This window comes from Rufibacter aurantiacus (assembly GCF_017916345.1).
Taxonomy (GTDB): Bacteria; Bacteroidota; Bacteroidia; order Cytophagales; family Hymenobacteraceae; genus Nibribacter; species Nibribacter roseolus.
Genome location: NZ_JAFMSV010000005.1, coordinates 402,428 through 420,796 on the forward strand (window position 1 = coordinate 402,428; position 18,369 = coordinate 420,796).

At 54.1% G+C, this 18,369-nt stretch carries 15 protein-coding genes; 11 read left to right on the plus strand and 4 right to left on the minus strand.

Features of this window, described 5'->3' with window-relative positions; translation table 11 throughout:
* Window positions 1-53: 53 nt before the first annotated feature.
* From tsaD to J3P34_RS20605, 5 genes are all read left to right on the plus strand, one after another.
* The gene (tsaD, locus tag J3P34_RS20585; protein ID WP_210490512.1) at window positions 54-1,058 is read left to right on the plus strand and encodes a tRNA (adenosine(37)-N6)-threonylcarbamoyltransferase complex transferase subunit TsaD; all 1,005 of its coding nucleotides are present in this window, start codon (window positions 54-56) and stop codon (window positions 1,056-1,058) included.
* Window positions 1,059-1,343: 285 nt separating this feature from the next.
* Window positions 1,344-2,876, plus strand: a complete 1,533-nt coding sequence (locus tag J3P34_RS20590; protein WP_246853825.1) for a M14 family metallopeptidase — start codon at window positions 1,344-1,346, stop codon at window positions 2,874-2,876.
* A gap of 91 nt (window positions 2,877-2,967) precedes the next feature.
* Window positions 2,968-4,041: an N-acetyltransferase DgcN family protein gene (locus tag J3P34_RS20595; protein ID WP_210490513.1), complete on the plus strand. Its 1,074-nt coding sequence runs from the start codon at window positions 2,968-2,970 to the stop codon at window positions 4,039-4,041.
* Window positions 4,038-5,105, plus strand: coding sequence for a mandelate racemase/muconate lactonizing enzyme family protein (locus J3P34_RS20600; protein ID WP_210490515.1), 1,068 nt, complete (start codon window positions 4,038-4,040; stop codon window positions 5,103-5,105). The genes J3P34_RS20595 and J3P34_RS20600 overlap by 4 nt, the downstream gene beginning before the upstream one ends.
* 368 nt (window positions 5,106-5,473) lie before the next feature.
* Entirely contained in the window at window positions 5,474-6,706 is a 1,233-nt protein-coding gene (locus J3P34_RS20605; RefSeq protein WP_210490516.1) for a nucleoside recognition domain-containing protein, read from the plus strand.
* A 191-nt stretch (window positions 6,707-6,897) separates the two neighbouring features.
* Here the strand turns inward: J3P34_RS20605 and J3P34_RS20610 are convergent, their stop codons facing one another.
* From J3P34_RS20610 to J3P34_RS20620, 3 genes are read right to left on the minus strand one after another with little or no spacing between them, the layout of a single operon-like run.
* On the minus strand, window positions 6,898-8,130 hold the full coding sequence (locus tag J3P34_RS20610) for a hypothetical protein (protein WP_210490517.1): 1,233 nt from the start codon (window positions 8,128-8,130) through the stop codon (window positions 6,898-6,900).
* 20 nt (window positions 8,131-8,150) lie between these two features.
* Window positions 8,151-9,572 (minus strand): SusD/RagB family nutrient-binding outer membrane lipoprotein, encoded by a 1,422-nt coding sequence (locus J3P34_RS20615; RefSeq protein ID WP_210490518.1) that lies wholly within the window; start codon window positions 9,570-9,572, stop codon window positions 8,151-8,153.
* A 53-nt stretch (window positions 9,573-9,625) separates the two neighbouring features.
* Window positions 9,626-12,721, minus strand: a complete 3,096-nt coding sequence (locus tag J3P34_RS20620; protein ID WP_210490519.1) for a SusC/RagA family TonB-linked outer membrane protein — start codon at window positions 12,719-12,721, stop codon at window positions 9,626-9,628.
* A 206-nt stretch (window positions 12,722-12,927) separates the two neighbouring features.
* Between J3P34_RS20620 and J3P34_RS20625 the strand changes: the two genes are divergently transcribed.
* Complete coding sequence (locus J3P34_RS20625; RefSeq protein WP_210490520.1) at window positions 12,928-13,920, plus strand: MBL fold metallo-hydrolase; 993 nt, start codon at window positions 12,928-12,930, stop codon at window positions 13,918-13,920.
* 230 nt (window positions 13,921-14,150) lie between these two features.
* Window positions 14,151-14,384, plus strand: a complete 234-nt coding sequence (locus J3P34_RS20630; protein ID WP_210464559.1) for a hypothetical protein — start codon at window positions 14,151-14,153, stop codon at window positions 14,382-14,384.
* 59 nt (window positions 14,385-14,443) lie between these two features.
* Here J3P34_RS20630 and J3P34_RS20635 read toward each other — a convergent pair whose 3' ends face one another.
* Window positions 14,444-15,703, minus strand: coding sequence for a serine hydrolase (locus J3P34_RS20635; protein ID WP_210490521.1), 1,260 nt, complete (start codon window positions 15,701-15,703; stop codon window positions 14,444-14,446).
* A gap of 84 nt (window positions 15,704-15,787) precedes the next feature.
* Here J3P34_RS20635 and J3P34_RS20640 point away from each other — a divergent pair, with 84 nt between their 5' ends.
* The 4 genes from J3P34_RS20640 to J3P34_RS20655 all read left to right on the plus strand — a co-directional run bounded on the left by J3P34_RS20640 (window position 15,788) and on the right by J3P34_RS20655 (window position 18,354).
* Complete coding sequence (locus J3P34_RS20640) at window positions 15,788-16,183, plus strand: thioesterase family protein (protein ID WP_210464560.1); 396 nt, start codon at window positions 15,788-15,790, stop codon at window positions 16,181-16,183.
* Complete coding sequence (smpB, locus tag J3P34_RS20645; protein ID WP_210490522.1) at window positions 16,184-16,657, plus strand: SsrA-binding protein SmpB; 474 nt, start codon at window positions 16,184-16,186, stop codon at window positions 16,655-16,657.
* A 141-nt stretch (window positions 16,658-16,798) separates the two neighbouring features.
* Window positions 16,799-17,578: a C40 family peptidase gene (locus J3P34_RS20650; protein WP_246853826.1), complete on the plus strand. Its 780-nt coding sequence runs from the start codon at window positions 16,799-16,801 to the stop codon at window positions 17,576-17,578.
* A gap of 266 nt (window positions 17,579-17,844) precedes the next feature.
* Complete coding sequence (locus J3P34_RS20655) at window positions 17,845-18,354, plus strand: HNH endonuclease (protein ID WP_210490523.1); 510 nt, start codon at window positions 17,845-17,847, stop codon at window positions 18,352-18,354.
* Window positions 18,355-18,369: the final 15 nt, after the last annotated feature.

The window sequence follows — 18,369 nt, forward strand, 5'->3', positions numbered from 1 at the left end:
TAGTTTTTCTTTTTTTCTAGCGTCTCTTCTTGGTCTTGCGTCTCCAACGGATTATGAACCCTACAATTTTAGCAATAGAATCGTCCTGTGATGAAACCTCGGCCTCTGTCATTCAAAACGGCCACGTGTTGTCAAACATTGTAGCCACGCAGGCAATCCATGAGCAATACGGTGGCGTGGTGCCAGAGTTAGCCTCGCGGGCGCACCAGCAAAACATCATCCCCGTGGTTTCCCAGGCTTTGCAAAAAGCAAATATAGCAAAAAGCCAATTAGATGCGGTGGCTTTTACCCGCGGTCCAGGACTTTTAGGTGCCTTGCTCGTAGGCTGTTCCTTCGCCAAATCATTTGCCTTAGGCCTTGATTTACCGCTCATTGAGGTGAACCACATGCAGGCCCACATCCTGGCCCATTTCATTGACGATCCTAAGCCCAGTTTCCCGTTCCTGTGCCTCACCGTGAGCGGCGGCCACACCCAGATTGTGCTCGTGCGCAGCCACCTGGACATGGAAGTGCTGGGCCAGACCACCGATGACGCCGTGGGCGAGGCCTTCGATAAATCTGCCAAACTGTTGGGGCTTCCGTACCCTGGCGGACCCATGCTGGACAAACTGGCTTCCACCGGTGACCCTAACCGATTCCCGTTCCCCATCGTGAACATGGATGGCTACGATTTCTCTTTCAGCGGCATCAAGACTTCCATCCTCAACTTCGTGAAGAAGAACACCGCCGCCGATCCTGACTTCGTAGAGCACAACCTGGCGGATATTTGCGCCAGCATCCAGTGGGCTTTGATCCAGACGCTCATGAAGAAACTGGTGCTGGCCGCCAAGGAGCAGGGCATCAAGGAAATCGCTATCGCCGGGGGCGTCTCGGCGAACTCGGGTTTACGGGCTACTTTACAGGAATACGCCCAGAAACACGGCTGGAACGTCTACATCCCCGCCTTTGAGTACTGCACCGATAACGCCGCCATGATCGCCATGGCCGCCCACTACCAGTTCCTCGCCGGCGACTTCACCACCCAATACGCCAGCCCAGATCCAAGGCTGAAGGTGTAATCGCAAAGCCGTTTTAAGCCCAATTTGTGAAAATCGGCCTTAAAACGGCTTCGTGCTTTTACCAAGTACTCTTCATTGACCTAACCTGATATTCAATACCATCCTGCAGGAAATAGGGTAGGGCCAAGGTGCGTCTGGTGCGCAGCGGGGCAATTTCTGCGGAAATCTTTTCATGAACCCGGAAATCGTACTTACATTAACGCCCTTAACTTTCTTGGCAGCCCACAGGTAAATCTCTTTCTTGGGCTTGCTGAGTTGCCACCACTTAAAACAGCTTGTGGTACCATGCGAAAACCCCTCATTTACCTTTTATCTTTCATGACACTTTTGGGTACCCAGTGCCAAAGCAGTATGGTCTCCGGGAAGAGCAATCCTCCGTCCAAGGCCAGCAAAATCTCCGTAAGCAACCAACCCGCTGAAATGGCCCGACTAGTATTTGATGAACACGGGCGCTATAAAGAAGCCAGTATAACCCACCGCCGGTTCAAGCACAAAGACCTGGTGCCGCTGTTGGAGAAGCTTCGGCAGAACCCCTTGTTCCAGGTGCAGGTGGCGGGCAAATCCGTGGAGAAACGCGATATCTACCTGGTAAAGGCTGGCACGGGCAAAAACAAGGTCCTGCTTTGGTCGCAGATGCACGGCGATGAGTCCACGGCCACCATGGCGCTGCTGGACATCTTCAACTTCCTGCAAGCCTCTGATGAGTTGGATCCCATCCGGCAGGAGATCCTGAAGAACAACACGCTGTACTTCGTGCCCATGCTCAACCCCGATGGTGCCGAGCGGTTCATACGCCGCAATGCCCTGGAGATTGACCTGAACCGCGACGCGCTGCGCCTGCAGAGTCCTGAGGCCAAGCTTCTCAAGTCCCTACGCGACAGCATCAAACCTGATTTCGGGTTCAACCTGCATGACCAGAGCCGCCTGTACACAGTGGGCGCCACCGGCAAACCGGCCACCATCTCGTTCCTGGCTCCGGCCTTCAACCACGCCCAGACCATAAATCCTGTGCGGGAGCGGGCCATGCGCACCATTGTAGGCATGAACGAGAGCATCCAGCAGTTTATACCCGGGCAGGTGGCCAAGTACTCAGATGAGCATGAGCCCAGGGCCTTCGGTGACAATATCCAGAAGTGGGGCACCAGCCTCATCCTAATTGAATCCGGGGGATACCAGGGCGATCCGGAGAAGCAGTACATCCGGCAGCTGAACTTCGCGGCAATCCTTTCTGCGCTGCAAATCATTGGCGAGCAAGGCTACACCCGCTATGACAAGAAGGACTACTTCAAAATTCCGCAGAATGAGCGTTACCTGTTTGACGTGGTGCTGCGGAAAGTGCGCTACCGTGACCAGGGCCGCGACACGCTGCTAGACATAGGTATTCTACGGAATGAAAGCAACGCCAACACGCCTCAGGGCTTTTTCCACCGCAGTTCGGTGGAGGAGATAGGCGACATGAGCGTGTTCTCCGGCTACGAGGAAGTCAACGCCGATGGCTTGGTCCTGACGCCCGGCAAAGTCTACGAAACCCCACTGGACAACGTAGAGGTCCTCACCCCTGAACGAACCCGCGAGTTGCTGGCCTCTGGCTACACCACCGTAAGGCTCCAGAAAATTCCAGTGGAATACAACCCAGTGGATTTGCGCCTGAACGTGGTGGCAGTGAACGGAAAAGTAAACCACTCATTGGCTTTGGACCGGGGCGCCAACTTCACCCTCAGAACCCCAGACGGGCAGGTACGCTACGCTATTGTCAACGGGTTCATCTATGACCTGAGCAAAGAGATGCCTGCGCTCTTCCACGGCTTGGTTTTATAATATCTTACTGTTTAGGGGCCGTTTTAGAGAAATCGGCCCTTAAACAAACCTTAAACTCCTTCATCATTCTCTCCCAAAACACATCTTTACAATGGACGGAAATGCCATTATCCTTACCGATGGACTGCTCAGACAGTATCCTGCCAAAACCGCGCACGGCCTCATCAGGGGCACGGAGCGGTTCCGCATCATTGGCGTCATAGACGCGGAATGCGCCGGACTTGATGCCGGCGAAGTAGTGGACGGCCAGAAACGCAATATTCCGGTGTACGCAGATTTAGCCGATTTTCTTAAAAACAGCCCCGAAACAGCGCAGTACTGCCTTGTGGGCATCGCCCCGAAGGGCGGGAAACTACCCGCCAGCATGCAGGAGACCATTGCCCAGGCCATCAGGGAGAAGATGCACATTGTGAGTGGTTTGCATGAGTACATCAGTGACATGCCCGAACTGGCCGCGCTGGCGCAGGAACACGGCGTACAACTCATTGACGTGCGCAAGCCCAAACCTAAAAGTGAGCTGCATTTCTGGACCGGCAAGATCAAAGACGTTCGGGCGCCGCGCGTGGCCGTGCTGGGCACCGATGTACGCATGGGCAAGCGCACCACCACCCGGCTGCTCACCCAGGCCGCCGAGGCCGCCGGCCTCAAAGCCCAGATGATCTTCACCGGCCAGACCGGCTGGATGCAGGGACGGGGCAAAGGCTTTATCCTGGATTCTACCTACAATGATTTCGTATCGGGGGAACTGGAGCACGCCATCCTCTCCAGCTATTGGGAAAACCGCCCCGATGTCTTTTTCATAGAAGGTCAGGCCGCCCTGCGCAACCCAAGCGGCCCCTGCGGCTCTGAATATTTGGTTTCTGGGCAGGTGAAATATGTGGTGTTGCAGCACGCGCCTGCCCGGGTCTACTTTGACGACAACGAAGAATGGGGCATCAAAATCCCGCCGGTTTCCACCGAGATCCAGTTGATTGAACTGTACGGCGCCAAAGTGCTGGCCCTTACCCTCAATACCGCGGGGCTTACTTTGGAACAAGCCCGTGAATACCAGAAGCAATACCAGGAAGAACTGAACATCCCGGTGGTGCTGCCGCTGGAAGAGGGCGTGGGTCAGATCATAGACCTGGTGAAAGAAGTTTTGGAGAAAGAGGCCTCGGCGGTATGAAGATAAAGGAAATCAACGTCTGGAAAGCCGATCTTGAACTTACCCGTCCATATACTATTGCCTTTAAAACCGTATCGGCGGTAGAGAACGTGCTGGTGGAACTGGTGGCGGAAAACGGCCTTACGGGCATAGGCGCGGGGAACCCCAGCAAAGAGGTAGTGGGAGAGGAGCTGTCCCAGACATTGGCCGTGCTGCAACCCGAGCACCTGGAGTGGCTCCTGGGCCGCGACCTGCGGGAGTTCCAGGCCATCTGCGCCGAGTTGCCCGTGCGCCTTACTCATAATCCGGCAGCCCGCGCCGCCCTGGATATTGCCCTGCATGATCTGTTCACCAAATTCCTGGGCGTGCCGCTGGTGTCCTTCCTGGGTCAGCGCCTGGATTCTTTGCCTACCTCTATCACCATCGGGATCAAATCTGTGGCGGAAACCCTGGCCGAGGCCGAGGAGTACGTGGGCCGCGGCTTTACGCACCTCAAGGTGAAGGTGGGCGAAAGCGTGGGGCAGGACCTGGAACGGCTGGTGAAACTGCGCGAAGCCCACGGCAACAAAGTCACCATCAGGATAGACGCAAACCAGGGCTGGACGACCTATGACCTGGCCAACTTCTGCACCCAGGCCCAACCGCTGGACATTGAACTGATAGAGCAGCCGCTGCCCGCCCCCATGATTGATGACCTGCGGGAATTGCCTGATGCCGTCAAAGATTTGGTGGCCGCTGATGAATCGTTGCTTTCTCCCCTGGATGCGTTTCAACTGGCCACGCCGCCGCGTGCCTGCGGCATCTATAACATCAAACTCATGAAATGCGGCGGCGTGTATGCGGCCCGGCAGATTGCCACCATAGCGCAGCAAGCCGGTATTGACCTTATGTGGGGTTGTAATGATGAAAGCATAGTGAGTATCTCGGGGGCCTTGCACGTGGCTTTCTCCTGCGCCAACACCCGCTTTATTGACCTTGACGGCAGCCTGGACCTGGCCCGCGATGTAGTCTCGGGTGGGTTTATCCTGGAGAACGGAATCATGCGCCCCAACGGCAAACCCGGCTTAGGTGTGGAGCGGATTTAGTGAGTGAGTGGATTTTCCTATGGATTTACGCGGTGGCTTACGCCTTGATGAACGGTTTTCAAGGCGTTTTCTGAAAATGTCCCTATAAACGATTTCGCAAGCAAGTCCCCCTCACGAGATGTAAAACAAGAACAAAACGATTCCTTCTATAAAACCGCAGGTCCGTCTAGACGCGCCTGCGGTTTTTATTTTCCGGCTGTGTATCTTTCGGTCAGTTTTGCCTTGAATCTGAGCGAAGAAAAGCGCTGGCGCAACACTGAATAAAAATCAATCACTCATTCTCTAAATCTCGCATTCACTCATTTTTAATAATCACTAATTTAATAATCACTCAATCTCTCAATCATTCATTCTCTCATTCATCACGCATGGTTTTAAATTATTTGTGGGTTGCGTTCTTTTTGGTCGCATTCTGCATTGCGCTCTTTAAACTTATATTCTTACAAGATACCGCCGTTTTTCAGCAACTGGTTACCAGTACTTTTGACAACGCCAAACTGGGTTTTGAGATATCCCTGGGCCTTACCGGGGTCATGACCCTTTGGCTGGGCCTCATGAAAGTGGGGGAGCGCGGTGGCATCATCGCCATTTTCGCGAAAGCCGTGGGTCCCTTTTTTAACCGCCTTTTCCCCGAGGTGCCCAAAAACCACCCGGTGTTCGGGTCCATCCTGATGAACTTCTCAGCCAACATGCTGGGCTTAGACAACGCGGCCACGCCCTTGGGGTTGAAAGCCATGAAAGAGCTGCAGGAGTTGAATCCCAGCGAAGATACCGCCTCCAATGCCCAGATCATGTTCCTGGTGCTCAATACCGCCGGCCTCACCTTGATTCCTATAAGCGTGCTGGTGTTTCGGGCTCAGATGGGCTCGGTAGATCCTTCCGCGGTGTTTATTCCTATTCTGCTGGGTACTTTTTTCTCTTTGCTGGGCGGTTTGCTGGCCGTGGCCATTTACCAGCGCATTAACCTGCTGGACAAGGTGATTTTGCTTTACCTGGGCACTATGGGACTTTTGATCGGAGGGCTGATCTATTATTTCAGTACCATCTCGCAGGAAAGAATTGCGTTAATTTCCTCGGTAGCCAGTAACATCATCCTGTTTTCGGTGATCATTTCCTTTATCGCGCTGGCTTTGGTGCGGAAGGTGAATGTATACGAGGCCTTTATTGAAGGCGCGAAAGAGGGCTTCGGGGTGGCGATCTCCATTATCCCTTATCTCATTGCCATGCTGGTGGCTATCGGGGTGTTCCGGGCATCCGGGGCTTTGGATATCCTGGTGCAGGGAATTGGAGCCTTGGTGGGCTTCCTGGGGCTTAACACCGATTTCGTGCCGGCGCTTCCGGTGGCGCTCATGAAACCCCTGAGCGGCAGCGGCGCCCGCGGCCTGATGGTGGATGCCATGAAAACCTACGGCGTGGATTCTTTCGTTGGGAACGTAGCTGCCGTGATTCAGGGCTCTACTGAGACTACCTTCTACATCCTGGCTGTTTACTTTGGCTCCGTGGGCATCCGGAAAACCCGCTATGCGGTTATCTGCGGCCTTATCGCCGATTTGGTGGGTATTGTGGCGGCCATCTGGCTGGCGTACCTGTTCTTTCATTAATAGAAAATGTTTCAAGTCTGTTTTGCCGAAAGTACCCGCAAAATAGATTAGCTAAAGAGCCCGGGCCAGCAAAATACTCATGCTGGCCCGGGCTCTTTTCTTTTAGCAAAGTGAATGGCACGCCGCATAATTCACTTCGCTAAAAGAAAAGGCTCCCATTTGGGAGCCTTTTCTGTAAAACAGAGCTAAAACTACAGGTACTTCACGGTGAAACTCATAGAAGCCGGAGAGCCGGTGCCCGGGGCTTTGGTGATGCTGGTCACGGTGAAGATGGCAAACTGGTTCTGGCCTCTAAGCTTGGCAATGTACACGTCGCCCACGCTGGCGTTGGCAATGGTGGCACTGGCTGTGGCGCTGCCCCGCAGATACTGGTAGGCAATGGAGTTGTGGTTGGCCACATTGTAAACCGCCGCCGTGGATTTCACAAAGCGCGTCTCGTTTTTGCTGCCCAAAGTAAAGGCGCTACCCGATGCCGAGGTAACCACCAGGTCCTTGTCTGCATCACTGCCGGTGGCCGGTACATTGGTGCGGGTCAACAGGTTGTAGGCGGCCGCATCCGGGGCTGCATTGTCGAAAGTCACCATGCCGGTAGCCTGTCCAGACAGCGGGCTGGGATTGTTCACCTGCAGGGTAGATGAAGCCGAGGCTGTCAGCTTGGGTCTCCGGGATACCACCACAAAGCGGTAGGTAATAGACTTGCCCGCGGTACCCGCCGGGATTTTCACGCCGAAGTTCCGGGTGAGGGTGTTGCCCGTGAGCGCCTCCCGGCGGACTAACTGCTCGGCCTCGCCCTCCACGGTAGAATAAATCCTCAGGGAATCCAGCGGGCGGTACAGTTCAGCTGTGCTTTCATTCAGGGCGATGTTGAAGACCACCGAGTCCCCCTCGGCGGTGACGCCGTTGGAAGGCACATTGAGAACACTCTTCACCGCAATGGTGGGTTGGGCCAGACCCACTTGCACGTAGAACGTCCGGATGAGGTTCAGTCCGTTTTCATTCAGGATCTCTGTTTCCACCTTGATGACTGATCTGCTGGGGGCCTGCGGCACGGTGTAGTTGATGATGAGCGTGTCCAGGCGGTCGGTGGCAGAAAAGGCAGGTTTGTAGGGAATGGTCTGCACTTTGGTGCGGGTGCCCGCGCCAATGGTCTCGTACACGTTGATCTCCTTCACCGGACTTTCTGAGAAAAAGCCCAACTCAAAGGAAATCAGTTCGCCGGAGGCGTAGCTGTTAGGGGCCGTGGCCGAGGTAGAGATGGTGATGCGGCCGTTGGCCAAGTCTATGAGGTCATTGCCGCTCACCGGCACGCTGCCTTTGCCCGTGGGGGTGGTGTTGTCCTTGATGAAATCGGGCTCGTCATAGCAGGAGGTGAGGGCAGTACAACCCAGGACCAGGAGGAAGATATAGCTGATGATTCTTTTCATGTCTTTAGGTTTTTGCGCTTTTATTGATCCCACCACATTCTTTCGGCCAGGCCTTTGGTGGCTTTCGCAACCTCATCGGCGTTGCGGGCTGCCTCAGATTCTGGGTAAAGTACCCGCCGGATGAACTGGCCGTTCAGGGCCGGGTTATGCTCGGCGGGCAGGGCCATGCCGGGGTAAATGTCCGGTGAGTAGTCGTACCGGCGCACATCCACCCAGGCCTCAGGGTTGAGGTAGAGCGCAATGAGCTTCTCCTTCATGATCAGGGACAAGGTGAGGTTGGCAGCCCCTACCGCCACACGGGGGTTACTGAGGTAAGCCTCGCGGTCCGTGGCGGCCACACCCAGTTTATCCATGTGCGACCTGATGCCCGCCAGGTAAGCTTGATAAGCTTCTTCGGTGCTGCCGGTAGAGGAAGCGGTGCCCCCGTTGGCGATGAAACGGGCCTCGGCCTCAATAAACTTCATCTCGCTGTACGTCACCATTAAAAGGGGAGAAGCCGGCTTGGCGTAGAAAGTGTTGGCGGTGATGTTGGTATTGCCGCCGGTGCCGGCGCCATTCCGGTAACCGGCGTACGGAGCCACGCTGGTGCCTCTGTCTGCCAAAAGCGGCAAGCGGGGATCTACCAGGCCCGGGATGGCGGTTCCGTTCAGCAGGTTAATCAAGGTCTGCGATGGGGCCACAATGAAGTTACCCGTGGTGGTGCCTATGGCGATATTCCGGTTCCAAGGGTTCAGATTGCGGTCGTTGAAGATCACCTGCATGTCATCGGCGTTGGAAGAGAAGGCCTTGGCCACATAGCCTAGGGCGGCGTTGGCGGCAGAGGTGCCTTGCTTTTCCACCAGGTGAATGGTGTAGCGGGCCTTCAAAGCGTTGGCGGCTTTGATCCATTTGGCGGTGCTTCCGCCGTAGATCAGGTCATCGGCGGCGGGCTTCAGGGTGGAGTTAGGCTTCTGGAGCTCTACAATGGCCTCGTCCAGCAAGGTCTGGATGGTGGTGTACAGCTGTTCCTGGGTGTCGTACTGGGGCGTCAGCTCGGCCGGACCCTGAAAGGCATTGGAAAAAGGTACGTCGCCCCAGGTATCGGTGAGTAAGCCCAGGTTCAGGGCCTGCAGCACCTTTGAAATGCCCACATAGTAAGAAGAGCCTTCATTAGCCGCCTGCTGCACCAGCAAATGCAGGTTGTTCAGGTTGTGCAGGTAAATGGTGTTCCAGGCGGTGTTCACCCGTACATCAATATGCCGGTCGGCGATCTGCGGACCCGAGGTGTAGGCGGCCAGCTGCTGCGAAAACAAACTGGTGTACTGGCCCAACTGGTAGTGCGCATCGGCGGTGGATACCTGAATGGGGGAGAGCAGCGCGTCTGAACTCACCGTATTCGCCCGGTTAGGATCGTCGTTCACGTCCAGGAATGAGTCACATCCCGCCAGCGGGAGCAATGCCATCAACCCGATTTTTATGTATTTTCTGGAAATATGTAGCATAGTCTGTAGGGGGATTAAAGGGTTACATTCAGGCCAAAGGTGTAGCTTCTCACCGCCGGGATGCCGTAGCCGGTATAACCCAGGGCATTGCTGCCAGAGCCATAGGTGGGGGTCTCGGGGTCAAAACCTTCAAATGGCGTAATCAGGAAAAGGTTGTTGCCGGTCACGTTCAGGCGAATGCTCTTGAAAGGCGATTTACCAATCACGCTGGCCGGCAGGGTGTAGGAAAGCTGGGCGTTGCGGAGGCGCACCCAGGAGGCATCCTGGAGCAGCACGTCTGAGGCATCATTGAAACTGTTCCCGTTGCGGTAGAAATTTTCATCAAGCACCACCGGAATGGTGTTCGGCTCGCCGTTGGCGTTTACCCCGTTGAAGATGATCTGCTGGTAGCGGTTCTCCGTTCTAATGTCAATCCCGTTTCTGATGCGATTTCGCAAACTTACGTCATAAACGTCGCCGCCCTGGCGGATGTCAATGAGCGCCGTCAAGCTCAGGCCTTTCCAGGTGATGGTGTTGGTGATACCGCCTTGCCAGTCTGGTAAAGCATTGCCCACCTTGATCAGCGGCGTGGCCGGGCTCAAGGTAGGTAAGCCGTTGGTCCCGATGATGAGGCGGCCCTGGTCATCGCGCAGGAAAGGACGGCCGTACAGGTCGCCGGCCGAGCCGCCCACCACCAGTTTGTTCATGATGCGGTCATCCTGGAAGATGATCTCCGGCACGGCAGGTGTAATGGAAAGCACCTTGCTTTTGTTGGTGGACCAGTTCAGCACCACGTCCCAGGAAAATTCATTGATCTTCACCGGGGTGCCCGATACCAGCAATTCTACCCCGGTGTTCTGGATCTCGCCGGCGTTGGTGGTATAGCTGAGCAGACCAGCCGTTACGCTGGTAGGCACCGGTATGATCTGGTCTTTACTTCTGGACCGGTAATAAGTGGCGTCTACGGTTAAGCGGCTCTGGAAGAAGTGCAGCTCAGATCCGAATTCAATGGAAGTGGTGGTTTCGGGTCTCAGTTCGGGGTCACCCACGGCGGTGCTTACCACAAAGCCGTTCCGGTTACCGAAGGGGAATCCTGTGGCCGCGCCAAAGTAAGTGCCCACCTGGTAAGGCTGGGTGTCTTTTCCTACCTCGGCCCAGGAGGCCCGCACTTTCCCGAAATTAAAGAACCGGTTATCCTCCAGTCCCAGCAGTTCAGAGAAGATAAAGCTGGTGCTCACCGATGGGTAGAAGAACGAGCGATTCTTTTTGGGCAGGGTAGAGGTCCAGTCATTGCGGCCAGTCACGTTCAGGAACAGCATGTTGCGGTAATCTACTTTGGCGTCAAAGAAGGCCCCAATCAGGCGCCGGTCCCTGATGGCGTTGGTGGTAAAAATGTTGGCCGTGTTGGACAAATGGTAGAACAACGGAACCGTGAAGCGCTCACCGCGGGTGTTGAGGATATCTGAGGCCTGGTTCTCAATGCTGTTTCCCAGCATAAGGGAGGCATTGAGGTTCTCTGAGAAAGAGTGCTCGGCGGTCAAAAAGGCATTGGACGTGATCTCCCGGTAATTGACCCGCTCTTCAATGATAAAGCCCCCCGTACCGGCCGCGATGTCCAGCGTGGGCGCACCCTGGAAGATAGGACCCGGCACCAGGCGTGTGCGGTTATCGCTGTAAACGTCGGCGCCTAATTTGTAGTTGAAGCGCAGCCAGGGCAGGAAATCATAGTTGAACCCTATGTTCCCTATGACGCGGTTCACATCGTCTTTCAGGGTGCTGTTCTCCGCGAGGTAACGCGGATTATCAATAACGCCGGGCGCATACACCTTCATGGTACCGTCGGGGTTGATGTAATCATTCACGTCAAAGGTGGTGGTGTGATAGGTGAGCGCTGACATGATGCCTTTGTCACCAGAGGCTGCTTTATTCCCGCCCGACTGGCTGTAGCTGACGGTACCGTTCACCGCGAATTTCTCAGAGAAGTTCACGTTCCCGCCTAATTTCACAGTGGTGCGTTTCCAGTCTGAGTTGGGCACGATGCCTTCCTGGTTGTAATGCGAAGCTGAGGTATGGAAAGTGGCCTTCTCGTTCCCGCCCGATACGCTGAGGTTGTTATCAAAGCGGGTACCGGTCTGGAAGAAGTTCTTGAAGTTGTCATAGAAGGGTTCATCGGTGATGAGCGGCCCGAAGGTCTGGAAACGGTTAGGCGCGCCGGCTGAGGTAACCCTGAGGCGGCCCCCCAACCCTTCGCGGTATTTGGTCTGGTATTCCGGCGTCTTGTTGATTTCATCTACCCCAAAGTTGGTGCTGAAGTTAACGGTGGTTGCACCTGCCCGGCCTTTCTTGGTGGTGATGATGATGGCGCCGTTGGCCGCCCGCAAACCGTACAAGGCGGTGGCCGCGGCCCCTTTCAGCACCGTCATGCTTTCCACGTCTTCGGGGTTGATATCGGCGGCGCGGTTGGTGAACGCGAAGGATTGCTCATTTCCGCCGGCTTCGGCGGTGGCCACGGTACCCGCGCTGGGCAGCTGGTTACCGGCAATGGTCTCGTTGCTGATAGGAATCCCGTCAATCACGAACAAAGGCTGGTTATTGGCTCCCGGCGAGAGGGAGTTGATGCCCCTGATCTGGATGCGGGAACCAGCGCCCGGCGTACCCCCGGTGCCCAGCACCTGCACCCCGGCCACCCGTCCCTGCAGTGAGTTTACCACGTTGGGGTTGCGGGTTTGGGCAATCTGCTCGGCGCCTACTTCCTGCACCGAGTATCCCAGGGTTCTTTTCTCCTGCTCCCGCCCGAAGGCCGTCACTACCACTTCATTCAGTTGCTGCACGTCCGGCACCAGGGAAACGGTGATGGAGGTTCTGCCGTTGATGGGTACTTCCTGCGTGGTGAACCCAATAAAAGAAACCACCAGGGTAGTGGCGGCAGCGGTGGTAGACACGGTGTAATTCCCGGAGGCATCGGTGTTGGTGCCGCTGGTAGTGCCTTTCACCACCACACTAGCCCCAATCACGGGTGTGCCGTCGGCGGAAGACAGTACCCGGCCGGTAATCTGCCGTTCCTGGGCTGCCAGTTCCTCCATGCAGCAGAAAGCACAAAAGAACAAAAGCAATCTGTAGAGTTTTTTCATGTGCGTTGGGATTTGTAGTGAGGGAAATGATTTGGTTATAATTTATAGATTCTGGCGTAGAATCCAATAGTTAGAATGGATTAATTGGCTGAGGCATAAGTATGTAGGTACAATTATTTAAATGGGTTATCAACTTTTTTGCGTTAATTTAGCCCCTGTGGAGTAAGGTGTGCCGGGTTGGAAATCTTAGTTCAGTATAATTTAACATGACACAAAGCTTTTTATTGAACCCCGATCTTAGGGTCATCCGAAACGATTGGAAAGGCAACCCACTTAATGATGGCCGCTTTGTAGGGGAATTCAAGCAGGGAAACCAGTCCATGCTGCTGGCCTTGCGGTGGAAACTGACCAAAAACCCGCAGAGAGAGGAGAAAAAATCTGATAACTGGCTACCTGGGGTAAGAGACCCCAGGCCTTTTTTGCAAGGAAAAGAAGATGGTATAGTGTGGCTGGGGCACGCCACGTTCTTCATCAGGCTGGGCGGCGTCACGTTCCTCACCGACCCGCTGTTCTACGGAGTTTCCATGCTCAAGCGCAAAGTGCCTTTCCCGGTGCAGCCTCATGAGCTGCCGCACATAGATTACGTGCTGCTTTCCCATGGCCACTTTGACCACTGCGACAAGACCAGCCTCAAGACACTATCCAAAACCCATTCCTTTACCGTGCTCACATCCCTCAAGATGAAGAGCCTGATCCAGAGCTGGATGCCATCTAACCCGGTGCAGGAAGCCGGCTGGTACCAGGAATACCAGACTAAGAAGAACGGTCCCCGGGTGTTTTACCTACCGGCCTACCACTGGCACAAGCGCGGCATGACGGACAACAACAAGATCCTGTGGGGCAGTTTTATGCTGCAGACCCCAACCTATACCTTGTATTTTGGCGCCGATTCTGGGTACGATCAGCATTACAAAGAAATCCAGAAGCTGTTCCCCCGGATAGACACCTGTATTCTGGGGGTGGGGGCCTATAACCCGGCTTTCATCATGCAGCCCAGCCACACCAACCCCGCCGAGGCCGTGCAGGCGTTCAAAGACCTCAAAGGCGGTACCCTGGTGCCCATGCACTTCGGCACGTTTGATTTGTCTGATGAACCCCTCGGGGAGCCGGTACGCTGGCTCAAACGCCTGGAGGCCCAGGGGGAGATTCCGGGAAAACTCAGAATCCTGGACATCGGCGAAGCCATGCCTTTGAGCTGAAAGGGAATCCAAAGCCAATTAAGACTATCTGAGATCGGGTTTTATCTGATAAGGCAGAAATGGCAAATGCCTTGTTTTAGGCCTGTTTTTGGAAAAGGAGCTTAAAAATGGCGGTGGCTTTTGTAGCATTTAAATGCTGCCACCTGCTGTTCTATCTATAAAAAGGTATCTGTTCTGCTGCCATTCCGTATGAAATAAGGTATTGAGTAATCACTTTAATCTTAAAGAAGATGGCAAACGAAACGAATAAGAACCGAGACGATCGTAAAGATAAATTAGGCAACCCAAGCTCCGGCAAAACCAAGGCCCCCGGTGAAGGCGCTCCGCTGCGCGGCGATGTGCCTGCCACAAATCCGCATACCGGCGAAGCACCGGGCACTACGCCCAGCGGCACTGGCCGCAGAGGTAATATCAGCTCCGAGGACGGAGGCGATATAAGCGGTAACTCTGCCGGAAGCCACTAAGGACTTTCCTCCTTAAAGTAAGACGGCCCCACCTGGTCTATCAGGTGGGGCCGTCTTACTTAGTTTTGGGCGGTTTTGTCATAAACGAGCCTGAAACGGCTCAGGTCTGGCGCGTGCTTTCTTTTGCGCTGCAGTTCATGGTCATACACCACCTGGCCCAGGTCGCGCAGGAAAGGGAAGCCAATTTCATCGTACTCATACTTGCCGTCGTTATAGATGCCGTCTTCATTCACATGTACGGTGGCGGTGAGCAGGAACTCCACGTTGTTTTTGAAATCCACCACGTAGGCATTGTCCGTCAGGAACCCGAACGACTGGCCAATCTTGTTGAAGATGCGGATGTGGTCCGGGATTCTCTCCGTGCGGGGAGGTCCGCCGAAGAGTAGGTACTTCACAAAGGCATCGGGGTATTCTTTTTCGGGGTACTGAGGGTAAGCTGTCTCGCGCGGTAATTGGGACATGTACTGGTACAGGAACCGGTAATCGTCGGGGGTGAGGTTGAAACGGTTCTGGGCCGGTACCGACTCAGGGAACAGCAGCGCCCGCAGCATCAGGTGCTGGTCTTCCAGGGCAAAGGTGTTGGAAAAGGCAAAATCACGGGGCTCCATCACCAGTTTGTCATCGTTGGTCATGTTGCCTTTGCCCAGGAGAATGGGGGTGGGGTTCTTGTAGTCTTTGCTGCTTTTCACCATGCCCTGCTGGTAAATCACCTTTCCGTTCTGCATAAAACGCACCGGGTTGGTGTACTTGTCCAGCTCAATTGGCAAAAACCTGGACAGCCTGATGGGCAGCCGGATGCTTTTATAGCCTTTCGCTTTAAGGCCTTCGTTCAGGGGCTCCTGGCCTAGGAATTCATAGAGGCGGTTGTAGGCGTCATTGTCAGAGGTGACTAGGATCTTCTTAATGTAGTGCGCGATGGACGGAAAGCCTGTGGCCGAGGTGGAATCCTGTAGCACTTTGGTCTGCCCCTGGTAGGCGCTGTCGGTAAGCATGGTGGTTTCCTTATTCAGGCCGGGCACCTTTAGCGTGTTGATTTTCTCCAGCGCCATGAGGGACGCGGGCAGTTTCACGGTGCTGGCCGGATTGAAGTATTCCTGCGCGTTTACCCGGTAATGGTAAGTCTTGAAAGAAGGCTTGTTGTTTTTGTCGCGGTCAATCTGGGTGTAGAGGATCTGGATTCTGTATTTCTCCGGATCAGCGAGCAAAGTCTTGAAGTTGGCAGGGTTTTCTTCCAAAAGACGGGTCAGAAGTTTGTCGGTTTTGGCCTGGGCCAACGTTAGGGTCGTACCCAAGAGCAGGGGCAGTGAAAGCAAATACATTTTCATGGCAAGGGTTGATATTTAGCCGGACGGGGTTGAATATGCGTAGAAATTCTTAATCTTCGTTCCCGGAAAAACGAAAATATGCAGAACCCCTTTCAGGAAGGAGATTCCAAAACGTACCACAAGCCCGTAACCGAGGCTGATTTTGCACAGTTTGAAGCGGGGCTGGTGCACCCGGTCTGTTCCACCTTCGCGCTGGCGCAGGCCATGGAATGGGCCTCAAGGCTTTTTGTGCTGGAGATGAAGGATGAAGATGAGGAAGGCATTGGCACCATGGTACACATTGACCACCACAGCCCCGCTTTTGAAGGCGAGACCTTAATTGTGGAGGCCGTTTTCAAGACCTTGCAACAGAACGAACTACGCTGTGACATCACCGTAAAGGCTGGTCAGCGGCTGGTGGCCTCCGGGCAAACCGGCCAAAAAATTTTGAAAAAAGAGAAGATCCACCGACTTTTGAAGAACAGTAGAAACTAAATGGCGAAATCAAAAGAGAAAGACAGGCTGCAGAAAACGGTAAATATCTCAAACCGGCGGGCATCCTATGAATACCAGTTTCTAGTGAAGTATACCGCCGGCATCATGCTGCGCGGCACCGAGATCAAATCTATCAGGGAAGGAAAGGTGAACCTGTCTGACGGGTACTGCACCTTCCACGGCAATGAATTGTTCCTGCACCAGATCACCATCTCCAAATACACCGAGGGTACCCACTACAACCACGAACCCACCCGCGACCGCAAGCTGCTCTTGAACAAACGTGAGCTGAAACAGCTGAAGGAGGGGGCACAGGAGCAAGGGGTCACCATCATCCCCACCCGGCTCTTTATCTCAGACCGCGGTTTCGCGAAGGTGGAGATCGCCCTGGCCAAAGGTAAAAAGCTCTATGACAAGCGCGAAGACATCAAAGAGCGCGACGTCAAGCGCGAAATGGCCCGCGAACGATACTAGCGCTGAAAGCACCAAAATCGTTCGATTAGGAATTAAGAATTAGGAATTAAGAATCATTAAAGTTTTTCATTTCTCCTTTCTGTAGTTCTTAATTTATAATCCTAATTCTTAATTCTTCATTCCTAATTCTTAATTATCACCTTGAACTTCGGGATTTGTAAATTGAGTCTGGTGCCGGTGCGCCGGGAGCCTTCTGATAAAAGCGAACAGATCACCCAATTGGTTTTTGGCGAGTGCTATGAGGTGCTGCAGACCCAGGAAAAGTGGATACAGGTAAGGAACGCCGCCGATGACTACGAAGGTTGGATTGATTTCAAGCAGCATTTCCCTGTTTCTGATGCTTATTTCCAGGAGTGGCGCAATACCAGCCATTCCCGTTCTATAGACCTTGTGCAGACTGTGAGCAATGAGGAGGGAATTACGCCTATTGGGATGGGAAGTGTGTTGCCTTTCTTTGACGGGATGAGCATTAGGGTAGGAGAGGAGCGCATGCTCTACAACGGCCGGGCCTCCAACCCCAATCTGCCTTACCGCGAGAATTTCCTGCAAAAAATAGCCCTGCAGTTCCTGCGCGCGCCTTACCTGTGGGGCGGCAAATCTATCTTCGGGATTGACTGCTCCGGGTTTGTGCAACAGGTGTACGGGGTGTGTGGCCACCAGCTCCGCCGCGATGCCTACCAGCAGGTTGTCCATGGGCAGGAAGTGCATTTCGTGACCCAGACCCGCCCCGGTGATGTCGCTTTCTTTGACAACGAGGAAGGCCGCATTGTGCACGTGGGCATTGTGCTGGAAGACCAACGCATTATCCACGCCTCCGGCGAAGTGCGCATTGACCAACTGGACCACCACGGCATCTACAACCGAGAGCGTAAGCGCTATTCCCACAAACTGCGCATCATCAAAAGAATCCTCCCTGACTAATTCAAGCTTCTCTTTTTTTGCCGAGGATTATTTGTGGATTTGCTACGCAGGTTTCTGGTTGTTAGTCTGTAATCATTTATAGAATAAACTGGAACACCTTAGCCAGTAGACTTTAAGTACCGAGCCTCAAAAAAGTTAAAATTCAGCCTCAAACCAGGTGAGTTGAGATAAAATTTGCAACACGAATCCCTGAAAATCAGTTAGTAAAATCTGTTGTTGCGTTATTTTACGTAACTTACGGAAGGATCTACTGAGCAGGAATTCGTATGAATGATAAGGTACTCTTACTTAATCAAGATTACTCCGCCATTGCCACGTGCAGTCTGCACAAGGCATTTGTCTTGATTTATCTCCAGAAAGCAGAACTCATTGCGGAAGATCAGTTGAATGTGTTGCGCACGGTGCGGCAAGCCTTTCCCCGACCTCTGGTGATTCGGCTGCATCGCTACGTGCGCATGCCCTACAAAGGCATCTCACTTACGCGGCAGAACATCATGCGCCGTGACCGCAACCAGTGCCAGTACTGCGGCTCTACCAGAAATCTCACGCTAGACCACATGGTGCCCCGGTCCCGCGGCGGAGAGAGCACCTGGTACAACCTTATCACCGCCTGCGCCCGCTGCAACTCCAAGAAAGGAGACCGCACCCCCGAAGAAGTTTCCATGAAACTTTCCCGGAAACCTTACAAGCCCTCGCTGGTATCGTTCCTCAGAGACAGTATCCAGGACACAGACCACGTCTGGATTCCTTTTTTGGCCGAACGCGCCAGAGCCTAGAAATTGACTAAAATT

What these genes read in the sequence shown, in the direction of transcription:
- tsaD (WP_210490512.1), top strand. Translation starts at nt 54, where the DNA reads ATGAACCCTACAATTTTAGCAATAGAATCGTCCTGTGATGAAACCTCG.
- J3P34_RS20590 (WP_246853825.1), top strand. Translation starts at nt 1,344, where the DNA reads ATGCGAAAACCCCTCATTTACCTTTTATCTTTCATGACACTTTTGGGT.
- J3P34_RS20595 (WP_210490513.1), top strand. Translation starts at nt 2,968, where the DNA reads ATGGACGGAAATGCCATTATCCTTACCGATGGACTGCTCAGACAGTAT.
- J3P34_RS20600 (WP_210490515.1), top strand. Translation starts at nt 4,038, where the DNA reads ATGAAGATAAAGGAAATCAACGTCTGGAAAGCCGATCTTGAACTTACC.
- J3P34_RS20605 (WP_210490516.1), top strand. Translation starts at nt 5,474, where the DNA reads ATGGTTTTAAATTATTTGTGGGTTGCGTTCTTTTTGGTCGCATTCTGC.
- J3P34_RS20610 (WP_210490517.1), bottom strand. Translation starts at nt 8,130, where the DNA reads ATGAAAAGAATCATCAGCTATATCTTCCTCCTGGTCCTGGGTTGTACT.
- J3P34_RS20615 (WP_210490518.1), bottom strand. Translation starts at nt 9,572, where the DNA reads ATGGCATTGCTCCCGCTGGCGGGATGTGACTCATTCCTGGACGTGAAC.
- J3P34_RS20620 (WP_210490519.1), bottom strand. Translation starts at nt 12,721, where the DNA reads ATGAAAAAACTCTACAGATTGCTTTTGTTCTTTTGTGCTTTCTGCTGC.
- J3P34_RS20625 (WP_210490520.1), top strand. Translation starts at nt 12,928, where the DNA reads ATGACACAAAGCTTTTTATTGAACCCCGATCTTAGGGTCATCCGAAAC.
- J3P34_RS20630 (WP_210464559.1), top strand. Translation starts at nt 14,151, where the DNA reads ATGGCAAACGAAACGAATAAGAACCGAGACGATCGTAAAGATAAATTA.
- J3P34_RS20635 (WP_210490521.1), bottom strand. Translation starts at nt 15,703, where the DNA reads ATGTATTTGCTTTCACTGCCCCTGCTCTTGGGTACGACCCTAACGTTG.
- J3P34_RS20640 (WP_210464560.1), top strand. Translation starts at nt 15,788, where the DNA reads ATGCAGAACCCCTTTCAGGAAGGAGATTCCAAAACGTACCACAAGCCC.
- smpB (WP_210490522.1), top strand. Translation starts at nt 16,184, where the DNA reads ATGGCGAAATCAAAAGAGAAAGACAGGCTGCAGAAAACGGTAAATATC.
- J3P34_RS20655 (WP_210490523.1), top strand. Translation starts at nt 17,845, where the DNA reads ATGAATGATAAGGTACTCTTACTTAATCAAGATTACTCCGCCATTGCC.